Below are 24,972 nucleotides of genomic sequence, written 5' to 3'. Positions count from 1 at the left end.
GGACTCATGGGACTATCTTCCCGCACCGCTGTCAAAGATAAACTGGACAGTTTAAATGGATTCCTGATTCTCGCCCTACGTGATCAACTTCGTTCTAAAATGAGACACGAACCCTCGGGCTGCAGCTCCTAGTGTGTTATTTATCAGTTCAGATAAGCACACGCAAGCAAAGGAGCTATGCACGTGACCTCAAGTTCACCAACGCTCGTGGACGCCGAACCTCAACCCCCGAACGGTGCTGGAAATGGTATTCGAGGTCGCCTCCAGAGCGGACGTCGAGGGTTCCTCACGCCTGTGACCGTAATCATCATCGCCAATATCATTGCAATCATCTTCTTCCAGTTCGTGGTTGGACAAAACCTCCTTGCATACTCGACGCTTGCAACACTGACACCGATTATCGGCATCATGATCTTCGTCGCCATGGCGCAGGCTTTCGCCATCAGCACCGGTGGCATCGACTTGAGCATTCCCAATACCATCACGCTGATGGGGGTCATCCTTTTGAAGCAAGCAGGCAGCAGTAACGCAGGATTGTTCAACGCCCTCGTCTTCTGCATCATCGCTGCGATCATGGTGGGACTCATCAACGGCTTCCTCGTCGAGGTCTTGGGTATCAACGCCCTGGTGGCCACGCTCGCTGTCGGGCAGTTCGTTGCAGGCATCACACTCCTGTATCGAGGAAACTTCGCCGCAGAATCGACAGTGCCGCCTGCGCTACTGTCGGCGGTGAGAACTCAGTTCGGCGGGGTCAGCATCGTCTTCATCGCCTCTCTGGTTGTCGCGATCCTGCTCGTGTTCTTCTTGTGGAAGACCGTCGTTGGGCGCCGTCTTGTTGCTTCAAGTGCTCTCGCGCGGGGAGGTCTCCTCGTCGGACTGCCCGTCCGCTTCTATCGAGTAGGGGCCTGGATTCTCGGCAGCCTGCTCGCCGGGATCGCCGGGATCCTGCTCTCTGGGCAGGTCGGTGCCCCGAACATGACGCTCGGCTCCCCGTACCTGCTGACCAGCGTCATCGCTGCGGTTCTAGGGGGGGCCATTCTCACCGGTGGTCGGATGGCGCCCATCGGCGCTGCGATGGGGGGGTTCTTCATCGTCCTTTTGGATCAGGGCCTCGCCGTTTTCGGCTACGGGCCGGGATTACGGACGCTCGTTCTTGGCATCGTCCTGGTGAGTGGACTGTCCGTCCTGTATGTCGTACGGAACAGGCGTCCCGCGACACCAGCTTCGAAGACTCCTGAGAACACCAAGGTTGACCCGTCGGAAGACGGCTCGCGGAAAGAGTGCAAGGACGCACTTTCTTAGCTCACATCTGAAGTACACGACTCAAACAAGTAAGGAACGAAGATAATGACTGATCTGTCTCAGCACGGCAAGTCACGGCAGGGTTTCCGCCGCCGGCTCGCCTATCTCGCCCCCGTCGCAGCCTTCGCGCTGGTCATCTCGGGTTGTTCGGATGCAGGCCCCTCTTCGAGCGCCGAGGATACTGGCAACGGCACGAGCACCGGATACGTGAGCCCCGCTGCTGACGTCGATGATGCGACTGTACTGGAGACAATCTCGCGGGCACTCGGGCAGGAGGTGCCACTTGACGCGATTCCGCCGGAGCTTGTGGAAGGGTACCGGGTCGCAAGTCTGCCCCTGTCGGACGAACAGCTCGAACTCGCGGCCAGCTGCTTCGGGCAGCCTGTCTGCGAGATCGGTGACGGTCCGGAACACCTGGGAATCCTCGTTGGCACCAACAACCAGTGGGAGATGCTCGCGTACATGAACCAGATCCTCCAGGCGCTGCAATACCCTGAGGTCGGAAAGATCAGTTATGCGCTCCTCGATGGACTTCCTGCCGCTCAGTCGGCTATCCGTACGATGACCTCCCAGGGTGTGACTTTCTTCACAAGCCAGAACAACCCGTTCGGCCCGGGAATTATTCCGGCATACCAGCAAGCACAGGCACAGGGTGTCAAGGCAGTGGTGACCTTCACCGGCAACATCCCCGATGCCCCGGCGGATGGCATCAGTAACCAGGTGTACGGCGACAACTGCATCGCCGGCACTACGATGGCAGAGGTCGTCATGGGCGACCTCGGTTTGTCCTCCGACGGAAAGGTCGCATTGATGACGGGTGTCGAAGGCAACCAGCAGGGTGCGACCTGGCACGGCTGTGCTGAAGAAGAATTCGCCGCGAATGGTGGACCCTCGGTCGAGTACACCGGTTACACCGACTGGGTGCCAGCCGGTGCCTTTGCGGCGGGTGCTGCTCTCGCGGCGAGTGGAAGCGACGTCGATGTCGTCCTGCACGACTACGCCAACGATGTCTATCAGATGGTGGATGCCTTCAACCAGGCAGGCGTGAAGCTCCCCCACTTCATGACCTGGACGGCCTACAACGGCGCCTTCGAGCAATGGGAGAACGCGCAGGGGACCGATAACGAGTACCGGCTCTTCACCACGAACAGCCTGGCTAGCCAGGGCCGCCTCGCCGTATCCAACGCGCTGCAGATAATGCACGGTGTGGATGTCGGTACCCACTCCGTCGTACCGACGCCATTCCCTGAGGCAGAGGTAGGCGACTTCAATCCGGATCAGCCCGCTGATTGGCCCGGACTCAGCACGCTCGTCCCGGACGAGCTGCTAGCCATCATTAACCAGCAGCAGTAACACTAACCCGTCTGTGTGCGGAGGGGTCGGCTCAACCACGACCCCTCCGCGCCACTGGCGTATATCCAGCTTTGTAGATCGGAAATGTGAAAATGACTACTCCTCAGCCCACCGCGGCGATCGACAAGACCGCTCCCCCAGCACTTCGAGCTGCGGGCCTGAGCAAGCGATATGGTCCGGTTCAAGCGCTCTCCGAGATGAGTTTGAGCGTGGAACCGGGTGAAATCCACGCCCTGGTGGGTGAGAACGGCTCTGGGAAGTCAACGTTCGTTGGCATCATGAGCGGAACGGTGGTTCCCGATACGGGTTCCATCCAGATCCAGGGGGCTGACCACAACGGCCACGAACCCACAGTTTCGCAGCGCGCCGGCATCCTCACCGTGTTTCAGGACGGCTCCCTAATTCCAGAGTTGACGGTCGGCCAGAATCTCTACATTGGTACCTCCAAAGAGCTCCGTCCTGCCTACGCGAATCTGAACGAGTGGGCAGCGGAAGTTATGGCTGAATATGGTGTCCATTATGATTCGGATATTCTTGTCAAAGAACTCCCCGCGGGCAGCCGGCAAATCCTCGAGATTGTCCGAGCCCTCATGGCAAAGCCGCGGCTGCTACTTCTCGATGAGGCAACCTCGGCACTCGACGCGGCCGGCGTCGACATGGCACTCTCGCTGGTCGAGCTCGCCGCATCACGTGGGTCCGCCGTCATATTTGCGACTCACCGCCTCGTCGAGGTTTTCCGTGTCGCCGAGCGCGTCTCTGTGCTCCGCGATGGCAAGTTCGTCGGGACCTACCCGACGAAGGGGGCGACCCCGACGAGTCTCGTCGAACTGATGGCGGGCACCAAAGTCGAGATGGAGTTCCCGCATCGGGAGTCGCTGAACGATGATGCGAAGGTGCTACTGACGGCGCGATCCTTGACTGGGGTGAAGTTCGGCCCGCTGGATCTGGATCTCCGTGCGGGTGAGATCCTGGGAATCGCGGGTGCCGACGGCAATGGGCAGGGTGAACTGCTCAGAGGACTGGGCCTGCTCGACGATGCATTCGGAGACGTCGTCGTCAACGGCAAGCAGATCAACAGCTACCGGCATGCGACGAAGAACGGTGTCGTGGTGCTCACAAGCGACCGGCGGAACGAGTCCCTCTTCCAGGCGTTGTCGATCCGCGAGAATCTCACCGTCAGCATGCTCAAGCTGCTGTCGAAGGCCGGAATTTTGAGCCGCAAAAGGGAAACCGCGTACATGGCCGATCAGATCGATCGCTTCGGTATTCGTCTCGGTTCGACCTCTCAGCTCCCCTCAGAACTTTCGGGTGGCAACCAGCAGAAGATTGCCCTCAGCCGTGCACTGGCAAATAACCCAGCTGTCGTACTCATCGATGAGCCGACGCTCGGTGTCGACGTTCGTTCGCGTCTGGACATCTACCGGATGCTCCGCGCCGCCGCCAACGCAGGAAGCAGCGTTGTCGTACTGAGCTCCGACGCCGCCGAACTCTCCGGCCTGGCGGATCGCATAATCGTGATGTCGAGAGGCCAGATAGCGGCTGAGTTGAAGGGCATCCCCTCAAATGAGGAAGAGATCGTCGGTGCATTCACAGTCGAGAAACACGCGGATACTCATCCGAAGGAGGCCACAGAGAGGAACGAGCCGATAGCGACGGGAGCGCCCGGCCGCCTAAAGCGCCTCTTGCGGGGCGGAGATCTGGCGCGCGTCGGCTCGCTGATCGCGCTCATTTTTCTCATCGCCCTTTACGCGGCGTCGCAGAGTTCTGTCTTCCTGTCCGCGATCAGTATCTACAACGTCCTGCTTCTCGCGCTCCCCCTCGCCGTCGTGGCGGTCGGGCAATACTTCGCGCTCCTCGTCGGAGGGATCGACGTCTCGGTAGGTGCCGTCATGGGAATGACGGTGGTGGCGCTATCGTTCCTCGCGACGTCCGAGGGTGCGTTCGGTTCACTGCTCGTCGGGGTCGCGGCCGCCATCGTCATCGGTATCCTACTAGGCGGGATCAACGGTTGGCTCGTAGAGCGCATGAAGATATCTGCCGTGATCGCGACGATCGCCACGCTCGGTATCGTCTCGGGTATCGCTATCGCAGTGCGGCCTACGCCCTCTGGGCTGATCAGCCCGGGGCTCTCGGCGTTGCTGATGCATCGGACAGGCATCTTCCCGACAGTCTTCATCGTGGTGATTGTTCTTGTCGTCCTCGGCGACCTGTATTTGCGCCGCACCGGACGTGGACTGCGGGCGAGGACTGTCGGCCTGAACGGTGTCTTCGCGTACCGACTTGGTATTCGGACGCAGTTCGTGCGGTGGTCGTTCTATGTCCTGTGCGCGGTTCTCGCGGCCCTTGCAGGGGTGCTCCTGTCGGCACAGGTCGGTATCGGCGATGGCAGCGTCGGCGAGCCCTACACTCTCCTTGCGATCGCTGCACCGGTTCTCGGCGGCGCGAGCCTTTGGGGTGGCCGGGGCACGCTCATCGGTACGGTCATCGGGGCAATCCTTCTCGCTTTGACACAGAGCCTGGCGGTCGTTCTCGGAATCTCTGCCGGATGGAACTTCATTCTTATCGGCATCCTCACGGTGTTGGCTCTCCTTACGAACTCGAGCAGCGCGCTCTTCGCGAGAACGACGCGGCGGCTCAGGCGTCGTGCCCGCCTCAAGAGAAACGAGGAGACGGAGACGCCGGCGCTCAAGACGCTCGATGCCTGATCCGCGTACGGGGGCCTTGCTGCGAAGGTACACGCAGCAAGGCCCCCGTACGTCCCGGCAACGGAGTCAGCGGCAGAGCTGATGCGTCTGAGAAGTCCCATGCCAGACGCATCGATCGCGTGAACGTATTTCCATCAAGCTTCCCGTCGTTTGGGCCCGGGAGAGTGTCCCAAATTGCAACGACAAAGCGAGACTCCGACTCAGCGAGTCAGCCAGAGGCGACTTCCCTACACAGCGACGGATTCTCTCTCCGTCGGGAGGTCAGCTGAACGTCCCGAAATGGAACAGATCCTTGCTGAACGCGCAAGGCAGACTATTTTGAAGCCAGTCCGGTTTTGACGTTCTCCTACCTGTTCTGTCAAGCAGATGTATGGAAAGATAAGGTCTTCTTCAAATGGTCAATCCAACCAAATACAATGATGTGATTGAGGTCGACGCTGTCGTGATCGGCTCGGGCTTCGCTGGTCTGTACGCCATGCATAAGCTTCGAAACGAACTCGGCCTCTCGGTGCAAGGGTTTGATAACGCCGCTGACGTCGGCGGCACTTGGTACTGGAACCGGTACCCAGGTGCGCGATCAGACACGGAGGTCACTGCCTATTGCTACTTCTTCGACCGTGAGCTTTTCGATTCGTGGAAGTGGACGGAGCGCTACCCCCGCCATGAGGAGCTTCGCGCCTACCTGGGGCACGTCGCCGACCGCCATGACCTCCGCCGGAGCTATCAGTTCTCGACGCAGGTCGAGGGCATCGTGTACGTGCAGGAGCAGAACCGTTGGATTACCACGACTGATCACGGCCAAACCTTCTCGAGCCAGTTCATCGTCGAAGCCGTCGGCCTTCTCTCGGCCACGAATATTCCGGAGTTCAAGGGCCATGAGCGTTTCACAGGCCAGATCTACCACACTGCCAGGTGGCCTCACGAAGGTGTCGATCTGAGCGGGAAGCGCGTCGCCGTGATTGGCACCGGTTCGAGCGGGATCCAGGTGATCACCGAACTCGCTCCACAAGTCAAAGAATTAACGGTGATGCAGCGCACGCCACAGTGGGTGGTTCCGTCGAAGCACCGCCCGATCGATCCCGCGCTCCTCGAGCACATCGGCAACGACTACGAGGGCTACCTGCGGGGTATCCTCTACTCGACGACAGCTCAGGGCGTTTACGAGAGCGGCATCTCCGCCGAGAGCGTCTCGGAGGAGGAGCGCCGCGCGAGACTCTCGGAAGTCTACGACGGTGGCGGCGGGTTCCAATATATGTTCTCGGCATTCAACGATGTAGCTACGAGCTTGGTCGCAAACAAAGCCGCGACCGAAGTCGTCGAGAACAAGATCCGAGAGACAGTCAAGGACCCGGCTGTGGCCGATCTGCTGGTGCCGTCAGAACTCTACGCCCGTCGCCCGCTCTGCTGCGATAACTACTACGAGACCTTCAACCGTGAGAACGTAAAACTCGTCGACGTAAAGAGCGACCCGATCATCGAGATTACGGAGAACGGCATCAAGACCGAGGTCGACGAGTACCCGGTCGACGTCATCGTCCTGGCGACCGGATTCGATGCGGTCTCCGGTAATCAGCTGAGGATCTATCATGAAGGACGCAATGGCCTCACGTTGCAGGACAAGTGGCGGCACCGCCCCCGCACCTACCTCGGAATGATGTCCGCCGGCTTCCCGAACTTCTTCATGGTGTTCGGGCCGATGGGGCCGTTCACCAACCAACCTCCGATGCACGAGGCTCAGGTCGATTGGATCGCCTCTGCGATCAAGCACACCCTCGACTCAGGTGCGTCGTCCATCGAGCCGAAGCTTGACTCGGAGAACCGTTGGATCAAGATCTGCGACGAGGGTTCGCAGCAGAGTCTATTCTCCAAGGTGAACTCCTGGATCAACGGCGCGAACGTGCCTGGCAAGCCTGTGGTGAACTATTTCTACCTCGGCGGTAGTGCCGCATACATGGACATCATGGAAGCGGAGCGTGAAGACGGATACCAGGAAAACTTTGCACTCCAGAAGGACCGAGTAACTTTCTAAGGCCAGCGGTCAGCAGGGTGATGCCCGATTTCAGCTTCCACTCGTTCTGACGCAATCAATCAAACAGACCTCACGATTCAAGAATAGGGCGGTTTCGCTATGGGTATACATGAGCAGCGGGCAATTCAATCCGGCTTCGACGCAACCAGTACGACAACCGATGTGACCGCAGGAATCGACCTGACTGGGCGCACAGCTTTGGTGACGGGCGGATCTTCCGGTCTTGGGCTGGAAACCATCCGGGCGTTGATTCAGGCCGGTGCGCGAGTGATCGCCCCAATGCGTCGAGCAGAGGTCATCGAGGAGGAGGCCGGCCTCAGTCAGGTCGAGACTCTCGAAGGAGTAGACCTCAGCGATCTAGCCTGTGTTGCCCTAGCAGCCGAACGCGTCACTGAAATCGCTGGCGATGGAATTGATCTTGTGATCGCTGCGGCAGGAGTGATGGCGACTTCCCTTCGTCGGGTTGGCCCGGGATGGGAACATCAGCTCGCGGTCAACCAACTTGGCCACTTCGCCCTAGTCACCCGCTTGTACCCGTTACTGGCTAGGAAAGCCGGGAGAGTCGTCTCCTACTCCTCATCGGGTCATCACGCCTCAAATATCCGATGGGATGATCTCCACTTCCTGCGCGGCTATGACAAATGGGCGGCCTATGGGCAGTCGAAAACCGCTAACAGCCTCTTTGCTGTGCACTTGGATAACCTCGGCCAGCGCGATGGGGTGCGAGCGTTCGCGGTTCACCCAGGAAAGGTCCTCACGGGTCTCCAGCGCAGCATCCCTCACGAGGAACAGATCGATTTCGGCTGGATCGACGAAAACGGAAACGTTACGGGCAAAGGTTTCAAGAGTCCCGCGCAAGGAGCAGCGACAGGGCTCTGGGCAGCAACGACGACTGACCTTGACGATTCTGGTGGCTTGTATCTTGAGGACTGCAACATAGCACCGATTCACGAGTCCGGAGGGTTGTTCCGGGGGGTTGGCGGGGTGGAACCCTACGCGGTCGATCCCACGAACGCCGAGCGGTTGTGGCAGCTCACCAGCGCACTCACGGCCACCGACCTACTGCAATGAGTCAAAAACCCGACCCCAAACCAGTGAGGGGTAGCCTGTGCGACTCGCTGGACAGAGCGTGAGAGCCGCACCTTACCGAACAGAGGGCGCTCGTTCGATGTAATAGGGCCGCGCCACAGAGCAACCGTCGCACAACCTGGGACCAGGAGAAAACGGGAGCGGTTCACTGGGCGCTCCGAATGACGCTCAACCAGACCAGCCAACGTTCTCACAACGACCGATTGAAACCGCAAGAAACCGGACCCGGCCTCTCGCCCCGCATCTACGGCTCGTACGGCGGGCTGCACGTCACCGCCGTACGGCAGCAGCATGAGCGGATCACGTCGATCTCGAGAATGCCAGTTGCCGGATCTAGTATGGCGTCGACCAAGGCCACGGCTACGGTCGCCCACGCCTCGATATCGATAGGAGGAGCGCCACGCACGCCGCCGAGCGCGGCAGCAATGCGCAACCGGCCGATAGCGGCAAGGGCATCATCGGTAGAGAATGGCGGGAGCAACAACTGCACGTCCGGCATCACCTCGACGTGGATTGCGCCAGCACCGATCACTACGACGGGTCCGAACACCGGGTCGAAGCGGGCGCCGAGCATTCCCTCATGCAGGCCCTTCACCATGCGAGCAATGATGACGCCCTCGCTGACGAGCCCTTCTCTCTCCATTGTCGCAAACATCTGCTGCACGACCTCCTCCGCGTCCTCGATCCGCACGAGACCGAGTTCAGACTTGTGCATAAGCTGAGCACAGCACCGGTGGCGAAGTTTGCAAGACCCTGTGAGTTCGGGCCGATGATTCGCATCCCGGTGCGGCCGCCAGCATCAAGCATCTCGCGCTGCCAGGCGAGACCTTGCTGGTCACCGACCTTGCCGAATCCGGAGGCCATGATGACGCAGCCGTTGACCCCGGGATCTCGGCGCAGCGAACGACCCGGGCGACGGCGTTTGCACCGGATACCGCGGTGATCGCGACCTCGGGAATGGCCGGGAGGAGGGCATCTAGGGAGGGGTAGGCGGGAAGCCCTTGAATTTCGGATCTCTGAGGGTTGAGTGGGTAGATCGCACCGGTGTAGCCACTTTCTTGCATGTAGCGGATCGGCCGGCCGCCGATTTTCTCCGGGTCGCTCGAGGCGCCGATGATCGCGACCCAGGCCGGTTCATGGAAAAATTTCAGATGGCTCGTGCAGCTAGCTCCTCGCACTGTGGGAAAAGTTGTTGTTCCCCCTCGTCGAACACGATCGACACCTGCACACGGGTCCCAATGGGAGTACCGGGACGGCAGCGCGCCATCAGGCGCACCCCATCGTCAAGATCCACGAGGGCTATACCGATCGGCTCCTTTGCAGTGACGGCTACGCGGCGGTGCAGGCTGGTCTCGGCAAAGACGGTGCCTTCGCCGCTCGGCTCGAAAGCTTCGGCCTCTGCCGAGCACTCAGGGCAGCGAGGTCGTGGCAAGTACCAGAGGTGGCCCTCGACGCATCGTCGCGCGAGCAATTTCCGCTCTCCGCTGGTCCAGTCTTTGTTTTTGGTCATTTGAGTTCTCCTGTTAGAGCGGCATCGAGCACGATCGAGACGTGCGCCGAGAGCACACCTCCATCGGCGTGAAGCAGGCCGCGGCGGGGGGTATCTGTCAGTTGGCGTTGCATGGCTTCTCCGCGCATCTGGGTGACCATCTCCACCAAGTGCGCCATCCCACCTGCGACGCCGGAGTGTCCGTAGGAGAGGAGGCCGCCGTGCAGGTTGAGTGGATACCGGCCGTCAGCTGCGAACGCACCTTCCGCCGCATGTCGGCCCGCCGTTCCCGGGGCGACGATGCCGATCTCCTCGAGCAGAATGGCGAGAGTAATTGTGAAGCTGTCATAGATGCCGAAGATATCGAGCTCGTCGATGCGCGTTTCGGCATCAGTTAGTGCGGTACCCGCGCTAACTGATGCACCGAATGAGGTGAAGTCAGCTTCGCTGACATGTTGATGGTTGTTTGACTGACCGAGCCCGACGACCGCCACATCGCGGGCACCCCCGGCGCCTCGAGAAACGACGACAGCTGCGGCGCCGTCAGAGATCGGGCAGCAGTCGAGAAGGCCGAGGGGTTTTGCGACGGCCGGAGCACTCAGCACATCTTCGACCGTGATCGGCTTACGGAACTGCGCGCCTGGGTGGTTCGTTGCGTGCAGTCGCATCTGGACGGCCAGCGGAGCGAGGTCGGCATGGCTGAGCCCGAACCGGTGCAGGTATTCCGAGGCCAACAAGGCATAGTAGGCGGGGATGTTTGCCCCCAGCACCACTTCGTGGCTCGCGTGGCCCACTTGCGCGAGTGTCGCGATCGCCGCATCTCTGGTCTGGCCGCTGGCCCGGTTCTCACCGCCTACGACGAGCACATTGTCCGCGGCACCCGAACGCACGAGACGGGCGGCTTCGGCGACCATTGCGAGTCCGGTCGCGCCGCCTACGCTCATGCCGAACGCTCGTTCGGGCTTGGCCCCGAGATACTCGGCGAGCACGTTGCCCGGCATGAGGTGGCTCGCGGTGGTCGCGTAACCCGCGATGACGGTATCGAGGCCACGCGCTGAGATTCCCGCATCGTCGAGCGCGTGATAGGCGGCAGTCGCCTGGAGTTCGAGTGCGCTCTGTCCAGAGTCGCGGCTGAAAGGAGTGAGGCCGACGCCAGTGATCGAGGCGTCGCCTTTTCGTAGCTTGGACACGATCTCAGTCTTCTCGATGCAGCCCAATTCGTGTTGTCCCAAATTGCAACGGCGGGCCCCAGCCGCCTCATGATCGGGTGATGATCAACACACCTGAGTTAGTTACAGAGAAGGGAATCATTCCATGGGCAGTCTCGCTGCACAGTTGGATATCAGCGAAATTGACGCAGTAGTCATGGGGGGTGGGTTCGCTGGTCTCTACACTTGCATAAACTGCGCGACGAACTCGGGCTCTCGGTGCAGGCGTTCGACAACGCGACCGACGTCGGAGGCACCTGGTATTGGAACCGTTACCCCGGGGCCCGGTCGGACACTGAGGCTAACGCATACTGCTACTTCTTCGATTAGGACCTATACAACGACTGGAAGTGGAAGGAGCGCTATCCCCGTCAATCGGAGATCCTCGCCTACCTCGGTCACGTAGCGGACCGTTACGAATTGCGCAAAAACTACCAGTTCAATACCCAGGTCGAGAGCCTGATCTTTGATGAGGAAACCGATCGCTGGCTCGTGGCGACCGACACGCGGCCAGCTAACCATTTCCAACGCACACCGCAATGGGTCGTGCCGGCACGTAACCGCCCACTCGACCCCGATTTCCTCCGTCGTATTCGGGACGAGCGCTGTCGGAAGCAGAACGCTGACTTCCGATCGCAGTCCTGCAGTCGCGTGTCCTATTTCGGGACGATAACCCGCGTCTTCGACGCCGATCCAATAGCTTCGTGACAATGAAGGATAGTCGCTCACGTACGAGGAGCAGCCGGGAGTTATGCAGATCAGGATGGTGAAACGAATCGGAAGAAGGGTTGGTGGCGACCGTGAGTACCGAATCTATTGCTACGGCGATGAGTCTTGGTGGGCTCCTCTAGACCACTCGATCACCTACACGAAAGGATTGGTACGACGATGAAGGCGTTGCGTTTCCATGACAGGCTAGACATACGCATCGACGAAATACCGGAGCCGGAACTGAGAGACGGTTGGGTCCTCATAAATGTCGAGTGGTGCGGGATCTGCGGATCTGATATACACGAGTACCGCGACGGCCCGATCAGCGCCCCCCACGATAGCCCGAACCCGGTCACCGGTAATCAGACGCCGGTGTGCGTCGGACACGAGTTCGCCGGACACGTGCACTCGATCGGCGCAGGTGTCACGCACGTCGAGAGTGGAGATCGCGTCACAATCGAGCCCATGATCCGGTGTAATGACTGCGAGTACTGCAAACGCGGTGAATACAATCTCTGCCCCGGGCTAGCAGTGCTCGGGGTCCATGGAGGTTCCGGTGGTTTCTCGCCTCGTGCGCTGGTTCCCGGATACACGGTCCATAAGCTCCCGGACTCCGTCACCACCGAGCTCGGTGCGCTCGTCGAACCGCTTGCGGTGGCCTGGCATGCGATCAAGAAGACCGGTTTCGCTCCCGGTGGCACCGCTCTCGTAATGGGCGCCGGCCCGATCGGCCTAGCGATATCGCTCTGCCTGCGCGCTTTCGGGGCCGCGGCGGTATACGTGGGAGTCAGGCGCGGCGGTGAACGGAAAGAGCGGGCGATCTCCCTGGGCGCTGATGCCGTCTTCGACTCTAGCGAAGCAAGCATCACGGAGCAGGTGCTGGCGAAGACCGGGGACCGAGGCGTCGACGTAGTCTTCGAGACCTCTGGGGCGCAGGCGGCGTTGGACACTGCCGTCGAGTCGGTGAGGTCGGGCGGCCGGATCGCCACCCTAGCAATCCGGCCGGATAAGGCGGAGATCGACCTCATCGAGTTCTTCTACCGCGAGATCACGCTTGTAGGCAGCCTCTGCTACGCGACGTCTGATTTTCCGGCGGTGATCGCTGCACTCGCGGATGGGCGTCTTTCCGGTGCGGAACAGCTCATCAGCGCACGAATCCCGCTCGAGAATGTCGTGGAAGACGGGTTTCACGCACTCATCGAGGGGCGCGATAAGCACGTGAAAATCTTGGTTCACCCAGGCGCAACGAGGCTCGACTAAGTATACACTGCGCCGCCCCCCGGAGTGCCCGGAGCGGTGTATCCCGCAGGGCGGCTATCTCAAAGTCCGGCGAGTTGGTGTTTGTGTTCGGGGTCGCGCATTGCGGTGCGTGGTGTGCAGCGCGCCCGCGGTGATGATCATGTTGCTCACGGCACCCAGCTGGTGGATCAGGCCGGCTATGTCAGCGCTGGTCGAATGTTGAGCCGTTTCGCTGGGCGAAACTGAGCCACGTTGATGCTGGTTATTCTGCCGTATTTTCGGGTCGTGTCGAGGGCAGCGATTCGATCTGATGGTTCTTCAGCCGGTAGCTGGAGCCTTTGAGCGTGAGGACCTCGGCATGGTGGACGATGCGGTCGATCATTGCGGACGGGACGACCTGGTCGCCGAAGACATCGTCCCAGCGGGCGAAGCTCAGGTTGGAGGTCAGGATCAGGGAGGGGTGTCCGTAGCGTGAGGACACCAGCTGGAAGAACAGGCCCCACACGGCGATCGTCGTGAGCGTGCGTGAGTCGGCGGCCAGCACACGGCCACGCCTAGGATCTCCCAGAGCGGGTACCGGCGGCCACGCCGAGCACGCGGATCCGGAACCGAGGCTAGTACCCCAAGAGCGATTCAGGATCCGGCATCTCGGTAATGTCAGCGATGTAAAGGGTCGAGATCAGCGAAGATGGCATCAGGAACTCCTGCACATCCGGGACGGCTGACGCTCCCCGGATTAACGGCTCATCAACTTTTGGCGTGGTGTACCTGAATTGAAGGGGCTCGCAGTCCTGCGAGCGTAGGTGTTGTCGAGACATCTATTGCTTAGGACTACGAGCCTTGTTACAGGTTACGCGTGAGGTCGACGCTGCGTCGATTTGTTCAATCTTGAGGGCCATGTTGTGCTGTCCGCCGAGCGGACGGCAGCAGGACGCAGTGTGCTGGTGGAGCCGGTGGAGCGGGAAGGGCCATGCCCGTCGTCCGGCGTGTTTTCTTCCGTGGTGCATTCGTCCGGTGCACCGTGTCCGCGACGTTCAGTGTGGCGGCGGATCATTGGAGGTGCTGGTCCCCAAGCGCCGTCTGCTCTGCCGTGAGCAGCAGTGTCCACGCCGTTCATTTGTGCAGATCACTCAGCAGTTGCCGCTGCGGGCCCGGGACACGACCCGTTGGTTGAGGACATTGTCGATGCTCTGGCCGTCGAGTTGCGTGCGGTCTCCCGTGGCTTCCCAGTCAGTGTCTCGTGGACGACCGCGATGCGCATCGTCTCCGGCACCGCTGCGCTGGAAGGAAACGTGGACCGGCGCCTGGTACGTCGGCTTGGGGTCGATGAACACCGCTTCCGCACCGTGCGCTACCTCAAGGACGACGATGGCAAAGTCATCCGGGTCGAGCCTTGGTCGATCGTGTTCACCGATCTGGACTCCGCGGCGATCCTCGACATTGTCGACGGCCGGCGCGGCCAGGCTGTCAGGGAATGGATCGGAGCCCGGCCACGCTAGTGGCGCAAGCGCATCGAGATGATGCCTATGGACATGTCCAGCGAGTTTCGCCGGGCGGTGCGGAGCGCGCTGCCGAAAGCGCTGATCACCGTAGATCATTGGCTCGTGGTGGCGCGGGCGAACCAGATGATCACCGACGTGGGCCGGCGCCGCTCCCACGACCTGCACGGATGACGGGGCAGGGCGAGCGATCCGCCGTGGAAATACCGGAAGCTGCTCACGTGCAATCAGGAACGGATGTCCCTTGCCCAGCGGGGGCGGCTGAAGGAAATCATCGCCTCCGACATCGAACTAGGAGTCGTCTGGGGCATCAAGGAACACGTCCGCCAATTGCTGTGGACCCGCACCATCAATGACTTTCAGCGAGCCTGGGCAGCCGCTGGAGCACGCGGTGAAGGCCACGAAGATGCGTGAGGCAAAATCAATGTTCGCTACCTTGAAAATGTGCGCCGGGAATTGCTGTCCTTCTGCCGCAGCCGTGTGACGAACGCCCGCAGCGCGGCAGCCAATCTGACGGCCAAGAACCTCAAACGAATCGGGCGCGGGTACAGAAACCATGGCCATTATCGGCTCCGGTTATTGTTGTACACGGCAGCCCAACAAGCCTGCTGAACACCTGCAACCACGCTAAAAGTGGAAGAGCCGGTTAACAAAAGTTCCTCCCCATCGGTAGCCGCCGCCGGGCATCGCTCGGTTAGCGTTCAGGGATTGACCGAATATGGGACATCGCAGGGTTCTCGGTTTCATGGATACTTGACGAAACACTCCAGATGATCCGGAGCTACAACGGCGTAAGTACATCTCATTGGCCGGGCTCGCATATGCAACTACTAGCCCATCGAACCAACAATTCACACACGAGGAAAGGAACATCAGGAATGACTGGAAAGCTCGAAGGAAAGAACGCAGCCGTCACCGGTGGCGGCTCCGGCATGGGCCGCGCTATCTCACAGCGGTTCGCTCGCGAGGGTGCGCGCGTCGCGGTGCTCGATCTGAATCTCGCCAGCGCGCAAGAGACCGTGGACTCGATCTCGGCTGCCGGCGGCAACGCCTTCGCAATCTCAGCGAACGTCGCGCAAGCAGGCTCGGTTACTACGGCCAGCGAGGCCGTGTTCGCAGAGGTCGACGGCGTGGACGTTCTCGTGAACAACGCGGGAATTCTCGACGATTACGCGCCACTCCTGGATACCAACGAAGAGCTTTGGGACCGCATCATCGATGTCGACCTGAAGAGCCTGTATCTGGTCACGCGCGCCTTCCTCCCCTCGATGATTGAGCGCGGTGGGGGCGCCGTGGTAAACACGGCCTCGATCGCCGGAATCGTTGCGGGCGGTGGCGGTGTCGCGTACACCGCAGCGAAGCACGGCGTCATCGGCCTCACGAAGTCACTCACCCACGATTACGGACGTAAGGGAATCCGTGCGAACGCGATCTGCCCAGGCGCGATCGAAACCGGGATGACAAAGCAGATTTTTGCAGAGGGCAGCGCCGACGTGATGGAGTCCGTGAACTCTGTGGCAGCCGGCCGTTATGCTCAGCCGGAAGAGGTCGCCAACCTCGTCACCTTCCTTGCGAGTGACGAAGCAAGCTTTGTGTACGGTGCAACCTACGTGATCGACGGCGGCTGGACCGTCGTCTGACGAGGAGGGGAATCTACTGGGGCGGAGCCGTTCCGTCCTTAACGAATGATTGTGAACGGAAGGGAGATTACATGACTGGAAGGCTAGAAGGAAAGGTCGCATTGATCAGCGGGGCGGCCCAGGGCATGGGGTCGACCCACGCACGGAGCATCATCGCGGAGGGCGGCAAGGTGGTGATCGGCGACATCGATGATGTGCTGGGCGAGAAGCTCGTCGGTGAGCTCGGAGCCGACGCTTCATACGTGCATCTGGACGTGACGAGTTCGGAAGATTGGGCTAATGCGGTCGAGCACGCGATTTCCCGATTCGGAAAGCTCAATGTCCTCGTGAACAATGCCGGTATTCTCAACGGAAGCCCGATCGCCGAGTTCTCCGATGAGGACTGGGATCTGATCATCGGCATTAACTTGACCGGAGTGTTCAAAGGTATCCGTGCCGCGAAGAACGCGCTCGCGCGTTCCGCCCCGAGCTCGATCATCAACATCTCCTCCACCGCCGGGATCAAGGGATTCCCGGGGATCTCGGGATATCAAGCCTCAAAATTCGGCGTGCGTGGCCTCACGAAGGGTCTCGCTGTGGAACTTGCAGGTGAGGGCATCCGAGTGAACTCGATACATCCGGGCAACGTGAACACTCGAATGCTTGAGGGGCTCTACGATGGGTTTCCCCATGTGCCCATGCAGCGGCCGGCAGAACCAGAAGAGATCGCGAACCTCGTGCTATACCTTGCAAGTAATGAGAGCTCGTTCTCGACGGGGGCGGAGTTCATCGCCGACGGGGGAGAGCTTGCCGGAGCGCCGAACCCGTTCGCGTAATGGGCTCGGTGGATAACCCGCATTCGAGGCCCTTCGGGCGAAGGCTTCACGCTCTTCCCCCGAAGGGCCCTGAATTGTACTCCAGGGTGCGCCTCACCGTGATGGCGTCGACCCACAGGAGCAATTCTCCTGAGCCTTGATCCACCGATTCGATTCGGGGCCGTCGGGGCTTTGTAGTCTCTGGGGTGACTGGCGCGGCGCTCGTGTTTTGGGGCGTGCGTGTGCTGCCAGCCGGTGCTTTGGGAATTACACCTGGGGTCTCGGTTACGCCTCTCTGGAGCGTGCCTGGTTTGGTCGACATGGAAGAGGTTTGCCCGTGTTCCTAAAGGGAGGAAAATGTTCTTATGGGTTCGACGCGGAGAAGTTTCACGGATGAGTACAAGCGTGACGCGATAGCCTTGATTACGATGGCGCGTATTCCGTCAGCGAAGTGGCAAAGAAGCTTGATACAGTGAAACATCGATCAGGAAGTGGATGAAGAAGATAGCGCCGCCGGCCGAAGATGCCGGCGAGGAACCGCTGAGCGAATCGGAACCGCCGAACTGGAACGTTACGGAAAGACCACGCGAAACTGGAAGTGCAGCTCCATTTCGCAAAAAATGTCTCGACCTGGTTCGCGAAAGGCCAGCAGTGAAATTCGCTGCGATCGCGGACTGGGCTGATTCCGATGAATTCGATGTGTCGTTCATGTGTGACGAACTGGATGTCTCCAGATCCGGTGAGGGCGTCAGATTGATTGTGTAAGGCAACTAGCCTAAAAGTGATTGAAAGGATCATTGTGGCTGTTCCAGCTGCAACCGCTCGCTCACGCTCCCTGCACCGCTTGCAGCGGCGTGGTTGCGGGCGCTGACGGCGAGGTTCACCGGTGAAATCTGCGGCGGCCGCGGCAGTGTTCATGGCATGCCCTATCGCTGCCACGGGCAGGGTACGGGCCAGCAGCAGTACCTCGGTCAGCGCAGGGGTGCCCTCGCGGTCGCCGAGGACCCGGCGGGCCCTGTCCCAGAACTTCTGATGGCCGGCAGTGAACGCACCAGGCACGGGCTGCGGCCAGGGCGGTGGAGCCGGCCAGTGCACCGGGCTTGCGGGTCTGGACCTCCAGATAGTGGTCCAGTTCCAGCACGTGCATTACTTGGCGATGGCCCGCACGTGGGAAGTGACCCGGGCACCGTCGACGAAGACCTCCACCCGGCGGGCTCCGAGCCGTACCGAGACCCGGCGGCCGGCGTACCGGGCCAGGTACTGAATAGTAGGACTGGCGCACGCAGACCATCGCCTTGGCATCGACCTTGCAGGAAAGTGCCTCTGCCGCCTCAAACCGGTCGGCCGGCAGCCGGCGCAGCACGGCTGTCTCCTCTGCGAACATCGCCTCGACGGTGGCCGGTTTGCTGCCGATGACCCGCTTATCGTCCTTTGGCGTCACGGACGGCCATGAACTCGTTGAGCTCGGCGATCGTGGCGAACTCCGGCACCGGAGTCAGCCAGCGGCGCCGGTACCGGCCGACCTCGCCTTCGACCCCACCCTTCTCATGGGCACCCTCGACACCAGGACGGCAGAAAAACGACTCGAACCCATAGTGAGAACGCATGGCGATGAATTTCGGGTTCTCCACCCGCTCCCGTCCCAGCAGCAGCCGGATCACTGCCGGTTTGAGATTGTCATACCGGATCTGGGCCACGGGAACTCCGCCGAACCGTTCGAAGGCCAACACGTGCCCGTCCAGGAACATCTCCTGGGCCTGATTCGCGTAAGCAACGTGCACAGCCTTCCCCGAATAGGACAGGCGCATCACGAACATCCACAACTTCATCCGGATCCCGGCGATCACGGCTCAAAACTCACCGAAATCAACCTCTGCCTCGGCACCGGCTCGATGGGTCTGGTGGACAGCCCCGTCGGCCACCGCGGCGGTCAGTTCCTTCCGGATCCGGGACACGGCATGCGTGACCGTGGACTCAGCGATCTGCGCGCCGTGTTCTTCAACCAGCCGCTGCCAGATCCTGCGGCCGGTATGGCGCTGTTTCACCGGCGCTGTCAGATCGTCCTTCAACCAGCCGGTAATGATCGCCTCCCACGGTGCGAGTACCGGGGACCGGCGGACCGGGGTCTTCCGTGCCGGCGGTTCGGCGCATGCAAGCGCAGCACGCACCGTGCGCCGGTGCATCCGGTGCGCTTTGGCCAGCTCGCGGATGGACATGTCTTTATCTCTCCGATCCCGACGGATACGCTCGAATTGCTCCACTCTCGATCTCTCTTTCAAACCCGTACCTTCCACTCGCCTTGGCAGACGAGCAGAACGCTACGGGTCGGGTCGAGGGTGGGGCCAAATCAGACTGCAAAAACCCTCAAAAGTGGGGCCAAATCAGACTGCCATACTCAGTGGGACCCCGGGCGCCATGCTTTGCCGCGTCGGGCGTCCGGGTTCGAGACAACATTCCGCTACGTGTGGATCACGGATTTCCTTTGTCCGAGGAGCGGAAACGGGTCGGGCCGTTTCAGTGTTTATCCGCGCACCCATAGCTGTGACGGAGGCTCCCGTTCCGCACCGGGGCGGTTGTGGCCGGCGCCTGGGAATGAACTGCTCCCCGAAAGTTGGACTGAAAAATCAGTTTCGACTCTCGGGGAGCAGTTCAGCTCCGGGGAGCGGGCGTTTCCACATGTGCTCCGCCGTCTTCACGGCCCGTCTATCGGGCACCTCTTCCGGGTCCTCTTCCCGCGCGCGGCCGAACACGCAAGAATGAACGCGGATCGGAACGAGCGGCATCCACAACGGAAGGCAGACCCATGGCACTGGACCTGAATCCCTACCTGCAGTTCAGCGGCAAGGCCGCGGAGGCGATCGAGTTCTACCACTCCGTGTTCGGCGGGGACATGAACAAGATGACGTACGCCGAGGGAATGGGCGACGACAACCCCGAGACCGGCGCGAAGATCATGCACTCGTCGGTGTTCGTAGACCGCGGCTTCCTGTTGATGGCCTCGGACGTGCCGGCCGATATGTCCGCGGCCGACAACGGTTACATTTGCCTCAGCTCCAGCGGCGAAGACCCGGGCGAGGACGCCAAGCTGCGGAGCTATTGGGAGGGCCTGAGCGACGGCGCGAGCATCAACCAGCCGCTCGAGCAGGCCCCGTGGGGCGACTACTTCGGGCAGCTCACGGACCGCTTCGGCGTGAACTGGATGGTCAACATCACCGCTCCGGAAAACGCCGGTTCAGCCCAGTAACCGTCAGCCGGCAGAATGAGGAACAAATGGGCATCATGGAATTTGACCGCTACCCGCTGACCTTCGGCCCCAGCCCGGTCCACCATCTGCCGAGGTTGACCAAACATTTGGGCGGCGCGCAGCTCTGGGCCAAGCGGGAGGACGTGAACTCCGGCCTGGCCTTCGGCGGCAACAAAACCCGCAAGCTGGAGTACATCGTCCCGGACATCCTCGCGGAAGGCGCGGACACCATCGTCTCCATCGGCGGCTTCCAGTCCAACCACACCCGGCAGGTGGCGGCAGTGGCCGCGACACTCGGTTTGAAGGCCCTGCTGGTGCAGGAGAACTGGGTGGACTGGCCGGATCCGCTGAACGACCGCGTCGGCAACATCCTGCTGTCGCGGCTGATGGGCGCGGACGTGCGGCTCGACCCGTCCGGCTTCGACATCGGGATTCGAGACTCGTGGCAGAACGCCATCGCGGAGGTGGAGGCAGCGGGCGGCAAGCCCTACCCCATCCCGGCCGGCGCCTCAGAGCACAAGCTCGGCGGACTCGGCTTCGCCAACTGGGCCTACGAGGTGCAGCAGCAGGAAGAGGAACTCGGCGTCTTCTTCGACACCATCGTGGTCTGCACCGTCACGGGCTCCACCCACGCCGGCATGATCGCCGGGTTCGCCGCTTTGCAGGACGCGGGCGGCCGCCCGCGCCGCGTGATCGGCATCGACGCCTCCGCCACCCTGCCCAAGACCCGCGAGCAGGTCGGCCGCATCGCCCGCAACACCGCCAAGCTCATCGGACTCGAGCGGGAACTGCACGACGACGAGATCACCGTGCTGGAAGGCTGGGCGGGCGACGTCTACGGCATCCCGGTCGATTCCACCCTCGAAGCCATGCGGCTCAGCGCCTCACTCGAAGCGATGATCACGGACCCGGTCTACGAGGGCAAGTCCATGGCCGGCATGATCGACCTGGTCAGCAGCAAGCAGATCCCCGCCGACAGCAACGTGCTCTACGCCCACCTCGGCGGCCAACCGGCCCTCAACGCCTACAGCGGCCTGTTCAGGAGCTAAAACAACGACGGCGGCGCTCACCTGAGCGCCGCCGGCCCCGGATCCCCGGTTGCTTGCAGACCCTGTGGGCAGCTATTGGTTACGGCAGCCGCCCGGGCCTAGGCCGGACTGCGGCACCCGCCTCTTCGGGCCGGAGTTCTACCGGGCTGAGCAGCAGTGCGGGACCGCGATGGAGAACGCCATCCGACAGCGGCTGGCAGCGGAGTCCTCCCCGTCCGCGCATGGCTGAGTGGGCGCCGGGTGCGAGCATCCGGTCCATCCAGACGCAAGGGTGGGCGTGCCGGCCACCCCGGAAACGCACCTGTTCGCCGCGGGATTCCACCGCGAACTCCTCACCGATCAGCGGCGCCAGTTGGGCGCCCCGCAGCACCATATTCCGCCGCGCCAGAAGCGGATCAAACGGCTCGCAGCCCAACTCGGCGGCGATGGCTTCGAGGGACTCCACGGCCATGAAAGTCACCGCCGCATCCATGTGCGCGGCCTTGCCGAAGAACCTGTCACCCACAATGCCCTTGCCCGCCACTACTTTCGCCCGGTCAAGATCTGCCGTAGGTACCTCTGCCGCGCCATCCTTGGCCCGGCCAAAGTAGGCATGCCCCGGCGACACCAGCAGGTGCAGGATTTCGATGGGGTACCTGTACGTAGTGCTCACAACACCAGCATTCCGTACAGCGAGGACCGCTGCAGCTTGTTAGCTCGGGTTCTCTTTGCGCGGGTACTTTCAGCGGATCAGTTGGATCAAGCCGATGAAAAGAATGGTCACAGCCAGTACTGCCAGCACCTGCCACAGCCATACGCTTTTCCGGTGAGCGGGCCTTCGGTGCACTTCGTGCTGGTACTCGACCGCATCCAGGGCCAGGCCGATGAGGACGGCACCGCCAAGGTTCAACCAAAACCCGTTGCCGCCTAAATCGAAAAGAGTGATGAACAGAAAAATGAAGGCGGTCCAGAGCACGTCGCGGAATACTTTACCTGCACTGGAAAACTTCCACTGCAGGTAGTATTTCGGCCTTTGCTGCGTTTCTGCGGTGGCGGTTTGATCGTGGGCGGTCATGCATTTCCTCCGGGCTTGGTCTGCCGTCATTCTGCCATGCCGCGGCTGAGGGCTAGCTTTGGGCGAGCCCTACGATCCATTCGGGCGTTGGTTCCCCCAGTTTCCTGTCGGTCACCACGCGGAGTTTGGCGGCTTGGATCCTGACACGGCCCGTCAGTAAGGACTCAGCGGCCTTAGGGGAGGGCGGCACGGCGTCCGCGTCTGCAAGGGCTGTGGCCTTCTGAGCCAAACTGTCGTTCGAGGCGACCTGAAGGATCCGAGCCTCTTCTTCGCCAGCGAGGTCGCTCTCGGCGAGGAGCGCCAAAACTCCCAACCCGATCACCCTCCGGTCAAGGTTGGAGGCCATGGATGCATCCAATGCCCACTCGGCCCGCTCCCACCACTGTGCCCGACGGTTTGCTTCCGCCTGCGTCTGCATGCTGCGCCAACCGATGAAGGCAGCGATGACGGCAGCCAAAAGGATTGCCAGCGGACCCAGCGAGGCGAGAACGTCCCACCCGTCCGGGCCATCGTTCCGGACCACTACTTCCACTGGATCGGGAACCTGCAGCGCGACCATGGCTCCAATCTAGGGCACCATCTGGTGAAAGGTACCGAGCTCCGTGAGGGACACAGGTTTCCACTGACATCTTTAATTGGGCGAGGTCTTATGGATCCGGGGATTAGACACCCGCCCGAAAGCTGGGATGATCAGGCCATGAGCAAGAATCAACTGATGATTACCTCGGATCTGGCACGTGCGGCACGTGCCCTGACGCAGGTTTCCACCAAGGTCATCGCGAGCTCCGCGGGCTTGGACAAGCAGCAGGTGCAGGAGTTTGAGAAGGGCAACCTCACGTTGACGCCCGAACAGAATGAGCAACTACGCCGGGCACTGGGACAGTTCGGTGTGGTCTTCATCGAGGACGATGACCACGGCGGCTACGGCGTCCGTCGCAAGTTCAACTCCACCAAGGTCAAGCGCCTGGAAACGTGGGAAGGCGAAGGCGGAACCGTGGACGAGGACGGCATCTAGGGCACTCCGCCCCACGAAGACGAGGTAGATTGCTGCGGCGGGCGTCCGGCCGGATGGTTCCGACCGGACACCCGCGACTAGGTCCGATGTCGTGAGGCGCTACACGACCACTAGTTGACTCAGGCGCTGGCCTTCACAGCGTGGTCGGTGGAGATGCCGCGGCGCTTGTCGAAGACCGTTGCACCGACTTCCTGTTCCGCCTGGTTGTTGATCGAGAGGTCGATGCCGGGGCGGTCGCGCAGGATCAGCACGGCGATGATGGACACGATCGTCATGCCGAACAGATACATCGAGACCGAGCTGCTGGCCCCGGTGGCGTTGATCAGCGCCTGTGCAATGGTGGGGGCGAAGGCTCCGCCGAGGATGGCGCCGAGTGCATAGGCGATCGAGACGCCGGAGTAGCGGACCGAGGCCGGGAAGATCTCGCTATACCACGCTGCCTGCGGTCCGTAGCCGAGGCCGAGGCCGACGGTGAACAGGCCGAGAGCCAGGTAGAGCATGCCCAGTGAGCCAGTGTCGATCAGCCAGAACAGCGGGAAGACGGTCAGCAACTGGGCGCTGAACCCGATCAGGTAGGTGCGCTTGCGGCCGATCTTGTCGGCGAGGACGCCGGCCAATGCGGTGAAGATGAACCACATAGCGGAGGCGAAGGTGACGGCCAGCAGCACGTCCGTGCGCTCCATACCCACCGCGTCGGAGGTGGCGTAGCTCGGGATGAAACCGCCGGTGGCCATGTAGCCGGCGGCGTTGTTGCCCGCGAAGACCAGCGCGGCCAGAATGACCAGCAGCCAGTGCTTGCGGAACAGCTCGACGACGGGGACCTTGGTCTGCTGCTTCTTCGCAGCGATCTCCTTGAACACCGGCGATTCGTCTACCGAGCGGCGGACCAAGTAACCGACGGCGATCAGCACGACGCTCAGCAGGAACGGAACCCGCCAGCCCCACTCGAGGAAGGCATCGCCGGGGGCGATGACGCCGGTCATCAACGTGGTGACGCCGGAGGCCAGCAGCATCCCCAGCGGTACACCCAGCTGGGGGAAGGAGCCGGCCCGGCCACGGCGATCACGGGGAGCATGCTCCACGGCCATCAGCACGGCGCCGCCCCATTCACCGCCGGCAGAAATGCCCTGCAGGATGCGCAGCAGCAGCAATAGGACCGGTGCCAGAACCCCTGCGGTCTCGTAGGTCGGCAGCACACCGATCAGCGTGGTGGCCGCACCCATCAGGATCAGGGTGATGACCAGCATGGCGCGGCGGCCAAGCTTGTCGCCGTAGTGACCGGCCAGGAAGGCGCCCAGCGGCCGGAAAAGGAAGCTGATGCCCACGGAGGCGAAGGCCAGCAGCAGGCCAATGGATTCGCCCGCTGGCTCGAAGAACAGGTGCGCGAAGACCAAGCCAGCCGCGGTGGCGTAGATGAAGAAGTCGTACCACTCGATGGTGGTGCCGATAATCGTGGCAAACGCGACGCGGCGCTGGTTCGCGGCGGACGAATGCCTGAGAGCAGCAGTGCTCATGGATTTCCCCTTTGATAGTCAAACTGTGGTGTCGGTGT

The 24,972-nt window shown here is 61.5% G+C and carries 24 protein-coding genes and 2 pseudogenes; 15 read left to right on the top strand and 11 right to left on the bottom strand.

What is annotated here, in order from left to right:
* Positions 1 to 294: 294 nt before the first annotated feature.
* From AC5RWT_RS14710 to AC5RWT_RS14690, 5 genes are all read left to right on the top strand, one after another.
* The gene (locus AC5RWT_RS14710; RefSeq protein ID WP_494080819.1) at positions 295 to 1,302 is read left to right on the top strand and encodes an ABC transporter permease; all 1,008 of its coding nucleotides are present in this window, start codon (positions 295 to 297) and stop codon (positions 1,300 to 1,302) included.
* A gap of 45 nt (positions 1,303 to 1,347) precedes the next feature.
* Complete coding sequence (locus AC5RWT_RS14705) at positions 1,348 to 2,655, top strand: substrate-binding domain-containing protein (protein ID WP_494080818.1); 1,308 nt, start codon at positions 1,348 to 1,350, stop codon at positions 2,653 to 2,655.
* A 92-nt stretch (positions 2,656 to 2,747) separates the two neighbouring features.
* Positions 2,748 to 5,360, top strand: coding sequence for an ATP-binding cassette domain-containing protein (locus tag AC5RWT_RS14700; protein ID WP_494080817.1), 2,613 nt, complete (start codon positions 2,748 to 2,750; stop codon positions 5,358 to 5,360).
* Positions 5,361 to 5,754: 394 nt separating this feature from the next.
* On the top strand, positions 5,755 to 7,389 hold the full coding sequence (locus AC5RWT_RS14695) for a flavin-containing monooxygenase (RefSeq protein WP_494080816.1): 1,635 nt from the start codon (positions 5,755 to 5,757) through the stop codon (positions 7,387 to 7,389).
* 99 nt (positions 7,390 to 7,488) lie between these two features.
* The gene (locus AC5RWT_RS14690) at positions 7,489 to 8,460 is read left to right on the top strand and encodes an oxidoreductase (RefSeq protein WP_494080815.1); all 972 of its coding nucleotides are present in this window, start codon (positions 7,489 to 7,491) and stop codon (positions 8,458 to 8,460) included.
* 262 nt (positions 8,461 to 8,722) lie between these two features.
* Here the strand turns inward: AC5RWT_RS14690 and AC5RWT_RS14685 are convergent, their stop codons facing one another.
* From AC5RWT_RS14685 to AC5RWT_RS14670, 4 genes are read right to left on the bottom strand one after another with little or no spacing between them, the layout of a single operon-like run.
* Positions 8,723 to 9,193 (bottom strand): acetate--CoA ligase family protein, encoded by a 471-nt coding sequence (locus tag AC5RWT_RS14685; protein ID WP_494080814.1) that lies wholly within the window; start codon positions 9,191 to 9,193, stop codon positions 8,723 to 8,725.
* Positions 9,180 to 9,656: a CoA-binding protein gene (locus AC5RWT_RS14680; RefSeq protein WP_494080813.1), complete on the bottom strand. Its 477-nt coding sequence runs from the start codon at positions 9,654 to 9,656 to the stop codon at positions 9,180 to 9,182. The genes AC5RWT_RS14685 and AC5RWT_RS14680 overlap by 14 nt, the downstream gene beginning before the upstream one ends.
* Positions 9,626 to 9,988, bottom strand: a complete 363-nt coding sequence (locus AC5RWT_RS14675) for a Zn-ribbon domain-containing OB-fold protein (protein WP_494080812.1) — start codon at positions 9,986 to 9,988, stop codon at positions 9,626 to 9,628. Before AC5RWT_RS14675 ends, AC5RWT_RS14680 begins: the two co-directional genes overlap by 31 nt.
* Positions 9,985 to 11,157, bottom strand: a complete 1,173-nt coding sequence (locus AC5RWT_RS14670; RefSeq protein ID WP_494080811.1) for a thiolase family protein — start codon at positions 11,155 to 11,157, stop codon at positions 9,985 to 9,987. Before AC5RWT_RS14670 ends, AC5RWT_RS14675 begins: the two co-directional genes overlap by 4 nt.
* 204 nt (positions 11,158 to 11,361) lie before the next feature.
* Between AC5RWT_RS14670 and AC5RWT_RS14665 the strand changes: the two genes are divergently transcribed.
* Both AC5RWT_RS14665 and AC5RWT_RS14660 read left to right on the top strand, forming a co-directional pair.
* On the top strand, positions 11,362 to 11,505 hold the full coding sequence (locus AC5RWT_RS14665) for a hypothetical protein (protein WP_494080810.1): 144 nt from the start codon (positions 11,362 to 11,364) through the stop codon (positions 11,503 to 11,505).
* Between the two features lie 558 nt (positions 11,506 to 12,063).
* On the top strand, positions 12,064 to 13,146 hold the full coding sequence (locus tag AC5RWT_RS14660) for a 2,3-butanediol dehydrogenase (RefSeq protein WP_494080809.1): 1,083 nt from the start codon (positions 12,064 to 12,066) through the stop codon (positions 13,144 to 13,146).
* A 241-nt stretch (positions 13,147 to 13,387) separates the two neighbouring features.
* On the opposite strand, the pseudogene AC5RWT_RS14655 reads toward AC5RWT_RS14660, so the two are convergent.
* Positions 13,388 to 13,621 (bottom strand): annotated as a pseudogene (locus AC5RWT_RS14655) (ATP-binding protein); the annotation flags it as partial.
* A gap of 344 nt (positions 13,622 to 13,965) precedes the next feature.
* Here AC5RWT_RS14655 and AC5RWT_RS14650 point away from each other — a divergent pair.
* The 5 genes and pseudogenes from AC5RWT_RS14650 (at position 13,966) to AC5RWT_RS14630 (ending at position 18,322) form a co-directional block, all read left to right on the top strand.
* Positions 13,966 to 15,236 (top strand): annotated as a pseudogene (locus AC5RWT_RS14650) (ISL3 family transposase).
* Between the two features lie 266 nt (positions 15,237 to 15,502).
* Entirely contained in the window at positions 15,503 to 16,264 is a 762-nt protein-coding gene (locus AC5RWT_RS14645; protein ID WP_494080808.1) for an SDR family NAD(P)-dependent oxidoreductase, read from the top strand.
* A gap of 71 nt (positions 16,265 to 16,335) precedes the next feature.
* A complete protein-coding gene (locus AC5RWT_RS14640; protein WP_494080807.1) occupies positions 16,336 to 17,079 on the top strand; it encodes an SDR family oxidoreductase in 744 nt (247 codons plus the stop codon).
* A 474-nt stretch (positions 17,080 to 17,553) separates the two neighbouring features.
* Complete coding sequence (locus AC5RWT_RS14635) at positions 17,554 to 17,823, top strand: hypothetical protein (RefSeq protein WP_494080806.1); 270 nt, start codon at positions 17,554 to 17,556, stop codon at positions 17,821 to 17,823.
* 277 nt (positions 17,824 to 18,100) lie between these two features.
* Entirely contained in the window at positions 18,101 to 18,322 is a 222-nt protein-coding gene (locus AC5RWT_RS14630; protein ID WP_494080805.1) for a hypothetical protein, read from the top strand.
* A 157-nt stretch (positions 18,323 to 18,479) separates the two neighbouring features.
* Here AC5RWT_RS14630 and AC5RWT_RS14625 read toward each other — a convergent pair whose 3' ends face one another.
* Entirely contained in the window at positions 18,480 to 18,905 is a 426-nt protein-coding gene (locus AC5RWT_RS14625; protein WP_494080804.1) for a hypothetical protein, read from the bottom strand.
* 3 nt (positions 18,906 to 18,908) lie between these two features.
* Positions 18,909 to 19,274 (bottom strand): hypothetical protein, encoded by a 366-nt coding sequence (locus tag AC5RWT_RS14620; protein ID WP_494080803.1) that lies wholly within the window; start codon positions 19,272 to 19,274, stop codon positions 18,909 to 18,911.
* Positions 19,275 to 19,861: 587 nt separating this feature from the next.
* Between AC5RWT_RS14620 and AC5RWT_RS14615 the strand changes: the two genes are divergently transcribed.
* Together AC5RWT_RS14615 and AC5RWT_RS14610 are read left to right on the top strand one after the other, a co-directional pair.
* Positions 19,862 to 20,302 carry a VOC family protein gene (locus AC5RWT_RS14615; protein ID WP_494080802.1) on the top strand — a complete coding sequence of 147 codons (441 nt, stop codon included), beginning with the start codon at positions 19,862 to 19,864 and terminating at the stop codon, positions 20,300 to 20,302.
* 26 nt (positions 20,303 to 20,328) lie between these two features.
* Positions 20,329 to 21,351, top strand: coding sequence for a 1-aminocyclopropane-1-carboxylate deaminase (locus AC5RWT_RS14610; RefSeq protein WP_494080801.1), 1,023 nt, complete (start codon positions 20,329 to 20,331; stop codon positions 21,349 to 21,351).
* A gap of 79 nt (positions 21,352 to 21,430) precedes the next feature.
* Here AC5RWT_RS14610 and AC5RWT_RS14605 read toward each other — a convergent pair whose 3' ends face one another.
* The 3 genes from AC5RWT_RS14605 to AC5RWT_RS14595 all read right to left on the bottom strand — a co-directional run bounded on the left by AC5RWT_RS14605 (position 21,431) and on the right by AC5RWT_RS14595 (position 22,964).
* The gene (locus tag AC5RWT_RS14605) at positions 21,431 to 22,003 is read right to left on the bottom strand and encodes an MOSC domain-containing protein (protein WP_494080800.1); all 573 of its coding nucleotides are present in this window, start codon (positions 22,001 to 22,003) and stop codon (positions 21,431 to 21,433) included.
* Positions 22,004 to 22,072: 69 nt separating this feature from the next.
* Positions 22,073 to 22,405, bottom strand: coding sequence for a hypothetical protein (locus AC5RWT_RS14600; protein WP_494080799.1), 333 nt, complete (start codon positions 22,403 to 22,405; stop codon positions 22,073 to 22,075).
* A gap of 52 nt (positions 22,406 to 22,457) precedes the next feature.
* The gene (locus AC5RWT_RS14595; protein WP_494080798.1) at positions 22,458 to 22,964 is read right to left on the bottom strand and encodes a hypothetical protein; all 507 of its coding nucleotides are present in this window, start codon (positions 22,962 to 22,964) and stop codon (positions 22,458 to 22,460) included.
* A gap of 138 nt (positions 22,965 to 23,102) precedes the next feature.
* On the opposite strand from AC5RWT_RS14595, the gene AC5RWT_RS14590 reads away from it, so the two are divergent.
* Complete coding sequence (locus AC5RWT_RS14590) at positions 23,103 to 23,420, top strand: XRE family transcriptional regulator (protein WP_494080797.1); 318 nt, start codon at positions 23,103 to 23,105, stop codon at positions 23,418 to 23,420.
* Between the two features lie 119 nt (positions 23,421 to 23,539).
* Here the strand turns inward: AC5RWT_RS14590 and AC5RWT_RS14585 are convergent, their stop codons facing one another.
* Entirely contained in the window at positions 23,540 to 24,934 is a 1,395-nt protein-coding gene (locus tag AC5RWT_RS14585) for an MFS transporter (RefSeq protein WP_494045330.1), read from the bottom strand.
* Positions 24,935 to 24,972: the final 38 nt, after the last annotated feature.

This window comes from Arthrobacter sp. Dra40, from assembly GCF_059091905.1.
The sequence above is the reverse complement of the archived record's forward strand: the minus strand, read 5'-3'. Positions and strand labels throughout refer to the sequence as shown.

What these genes read in the sequence shown, in the direction of transcription:
- AC5RWT_RS14705 (WP_494080818.1), top strand. Translation starts at nt 1,348, where the DNA reads ATGACTGATCTGTCTCAGCACGGCAAGTCACGGCAGGGTTTCCGCCGC.
- AC5RWT_RS14700 (WP_494080817.1), top strand. Translation starts at nt 2,748, where the DNA reads ATGACTACTCCTCAGCCCACCGCGGCGATCGACAAGACCGCTCCCCCA.
- AC5RWT_RS14695 (WP_494080816.1), top strand. Translation starts at nt 5,755, where the DNA reads ATGGTCAATCCAACCAAATACAATGATGTGATTGAGGTCGACGCTGTC.
- AC5RWT_RS14690 (WP_494080815.1), top strand. Translation starts at nt 7,489, where the DNA reads ATGGGTATACATGAGCAGCGGGCAATTCAATCCGGCTTCGACGCAACC.
- AC5RWT_RS14685 (WP_494080814.1), bottom strand. Translation starts at nt 9,193, where the DNA reads ATGCACAAGTCTGAACTCGGTCTCGTGCGGATCGAGGACGCGGAGGAG.
- AC5RWT_RS14675 (WP_494080812.1), bottom strand. Translation starts at nt 9,988, where the DNA reads ATGACCAAAAACAAAGACTGGACCAGCGGAGAGCGGAAATTGCTCGCG.
- AC5RWT_RS14660 (WP_494080809.1), top strand. Translation starts at nt 12,064, where the DNA reads ATGAAGGCGTTGCGTTTCCATGACAGGCTAGACATACGCATCGACGAA.
- AC5RWT_RS14645 (WP_494080808.1), top strand. Translation starts at nt 15,503, where the DNA reads ATGACTGGAAAGCTCGAAGGAAAGAACGCAGCCGTCACCGGTGGCGGC.
- AC5RWT_RS14640 (WP_494080807.1), top strand. Translation starts at nt 16,336, where the DNA reads ATGACTGGAAGGCTAGAAGGAAAGGTCGCATTGATCAGCGGGGCGGCC.
- AC5RWT_RS14635 (WP_494080806.1), top strand. Translation starts at nt 17,554, where the DNA reads ATGAAGAAGATAGCGCCGCCGGCCGAAGATGCCGGCGAGGAACCGCTG.
- AC5RWT_RS14620 (WP_494080803.1), bottom strand. Translation starts at nt 19,274, where the DNA reads ATGTCCATCCGCGAGCTGGCCAAAGCGCACCGGATGCACCGGCGCACG.
- AC5RWT_RS14615 (WP_494080802.1), top strand. Translation starts at nt 19,862, where the DNA reads ATGGCACTGGACCTGAATCCCTACCTGCAGTTCAGCGGCAAGGCCGCG.
- AC5RWT_RS14610 (WP_494080801.1), top strand. Translation starts at nt 20,329, where the DNA reads ATGGGCATCATGGAATTTGACCGCTACCCGCTGACCTTCGGCCCCAGC.
- AC5RWT_RS14600 (WP_494080799.1), bottom strand. Translation starts at nt 22,405, where the DNA reads ATGACCGCCCACGATCAAACCGCCACCGCAGAAACGCAGCAAAGGCCG.
- AC5RWT_RS14595 (WP_494080798.1), bottom strand. Translation starts at nt 22,964, where the DNA reads ATGGTCGCGCTGCAGGTTCCCGATCCAGTGGAAGTAGTGGTCCGGAAC.
- AC5RWT_RS14590 (WP_494080797.1), top strand. Translation starts at nt 23,103, where the DNA reads ATGAGCAAGAATCAACTGATGATTACCTCGGATCTGGCACGTGCGGCA.
- AC5RWT_RS14585 (WP_494045330.1), bottom strand. Translation starts at nt 24,934, where the DNA reads ATGAGCACTGCTGCTCTCAGGCATTCGTCCGCCGCGAACCAGCGCCGC.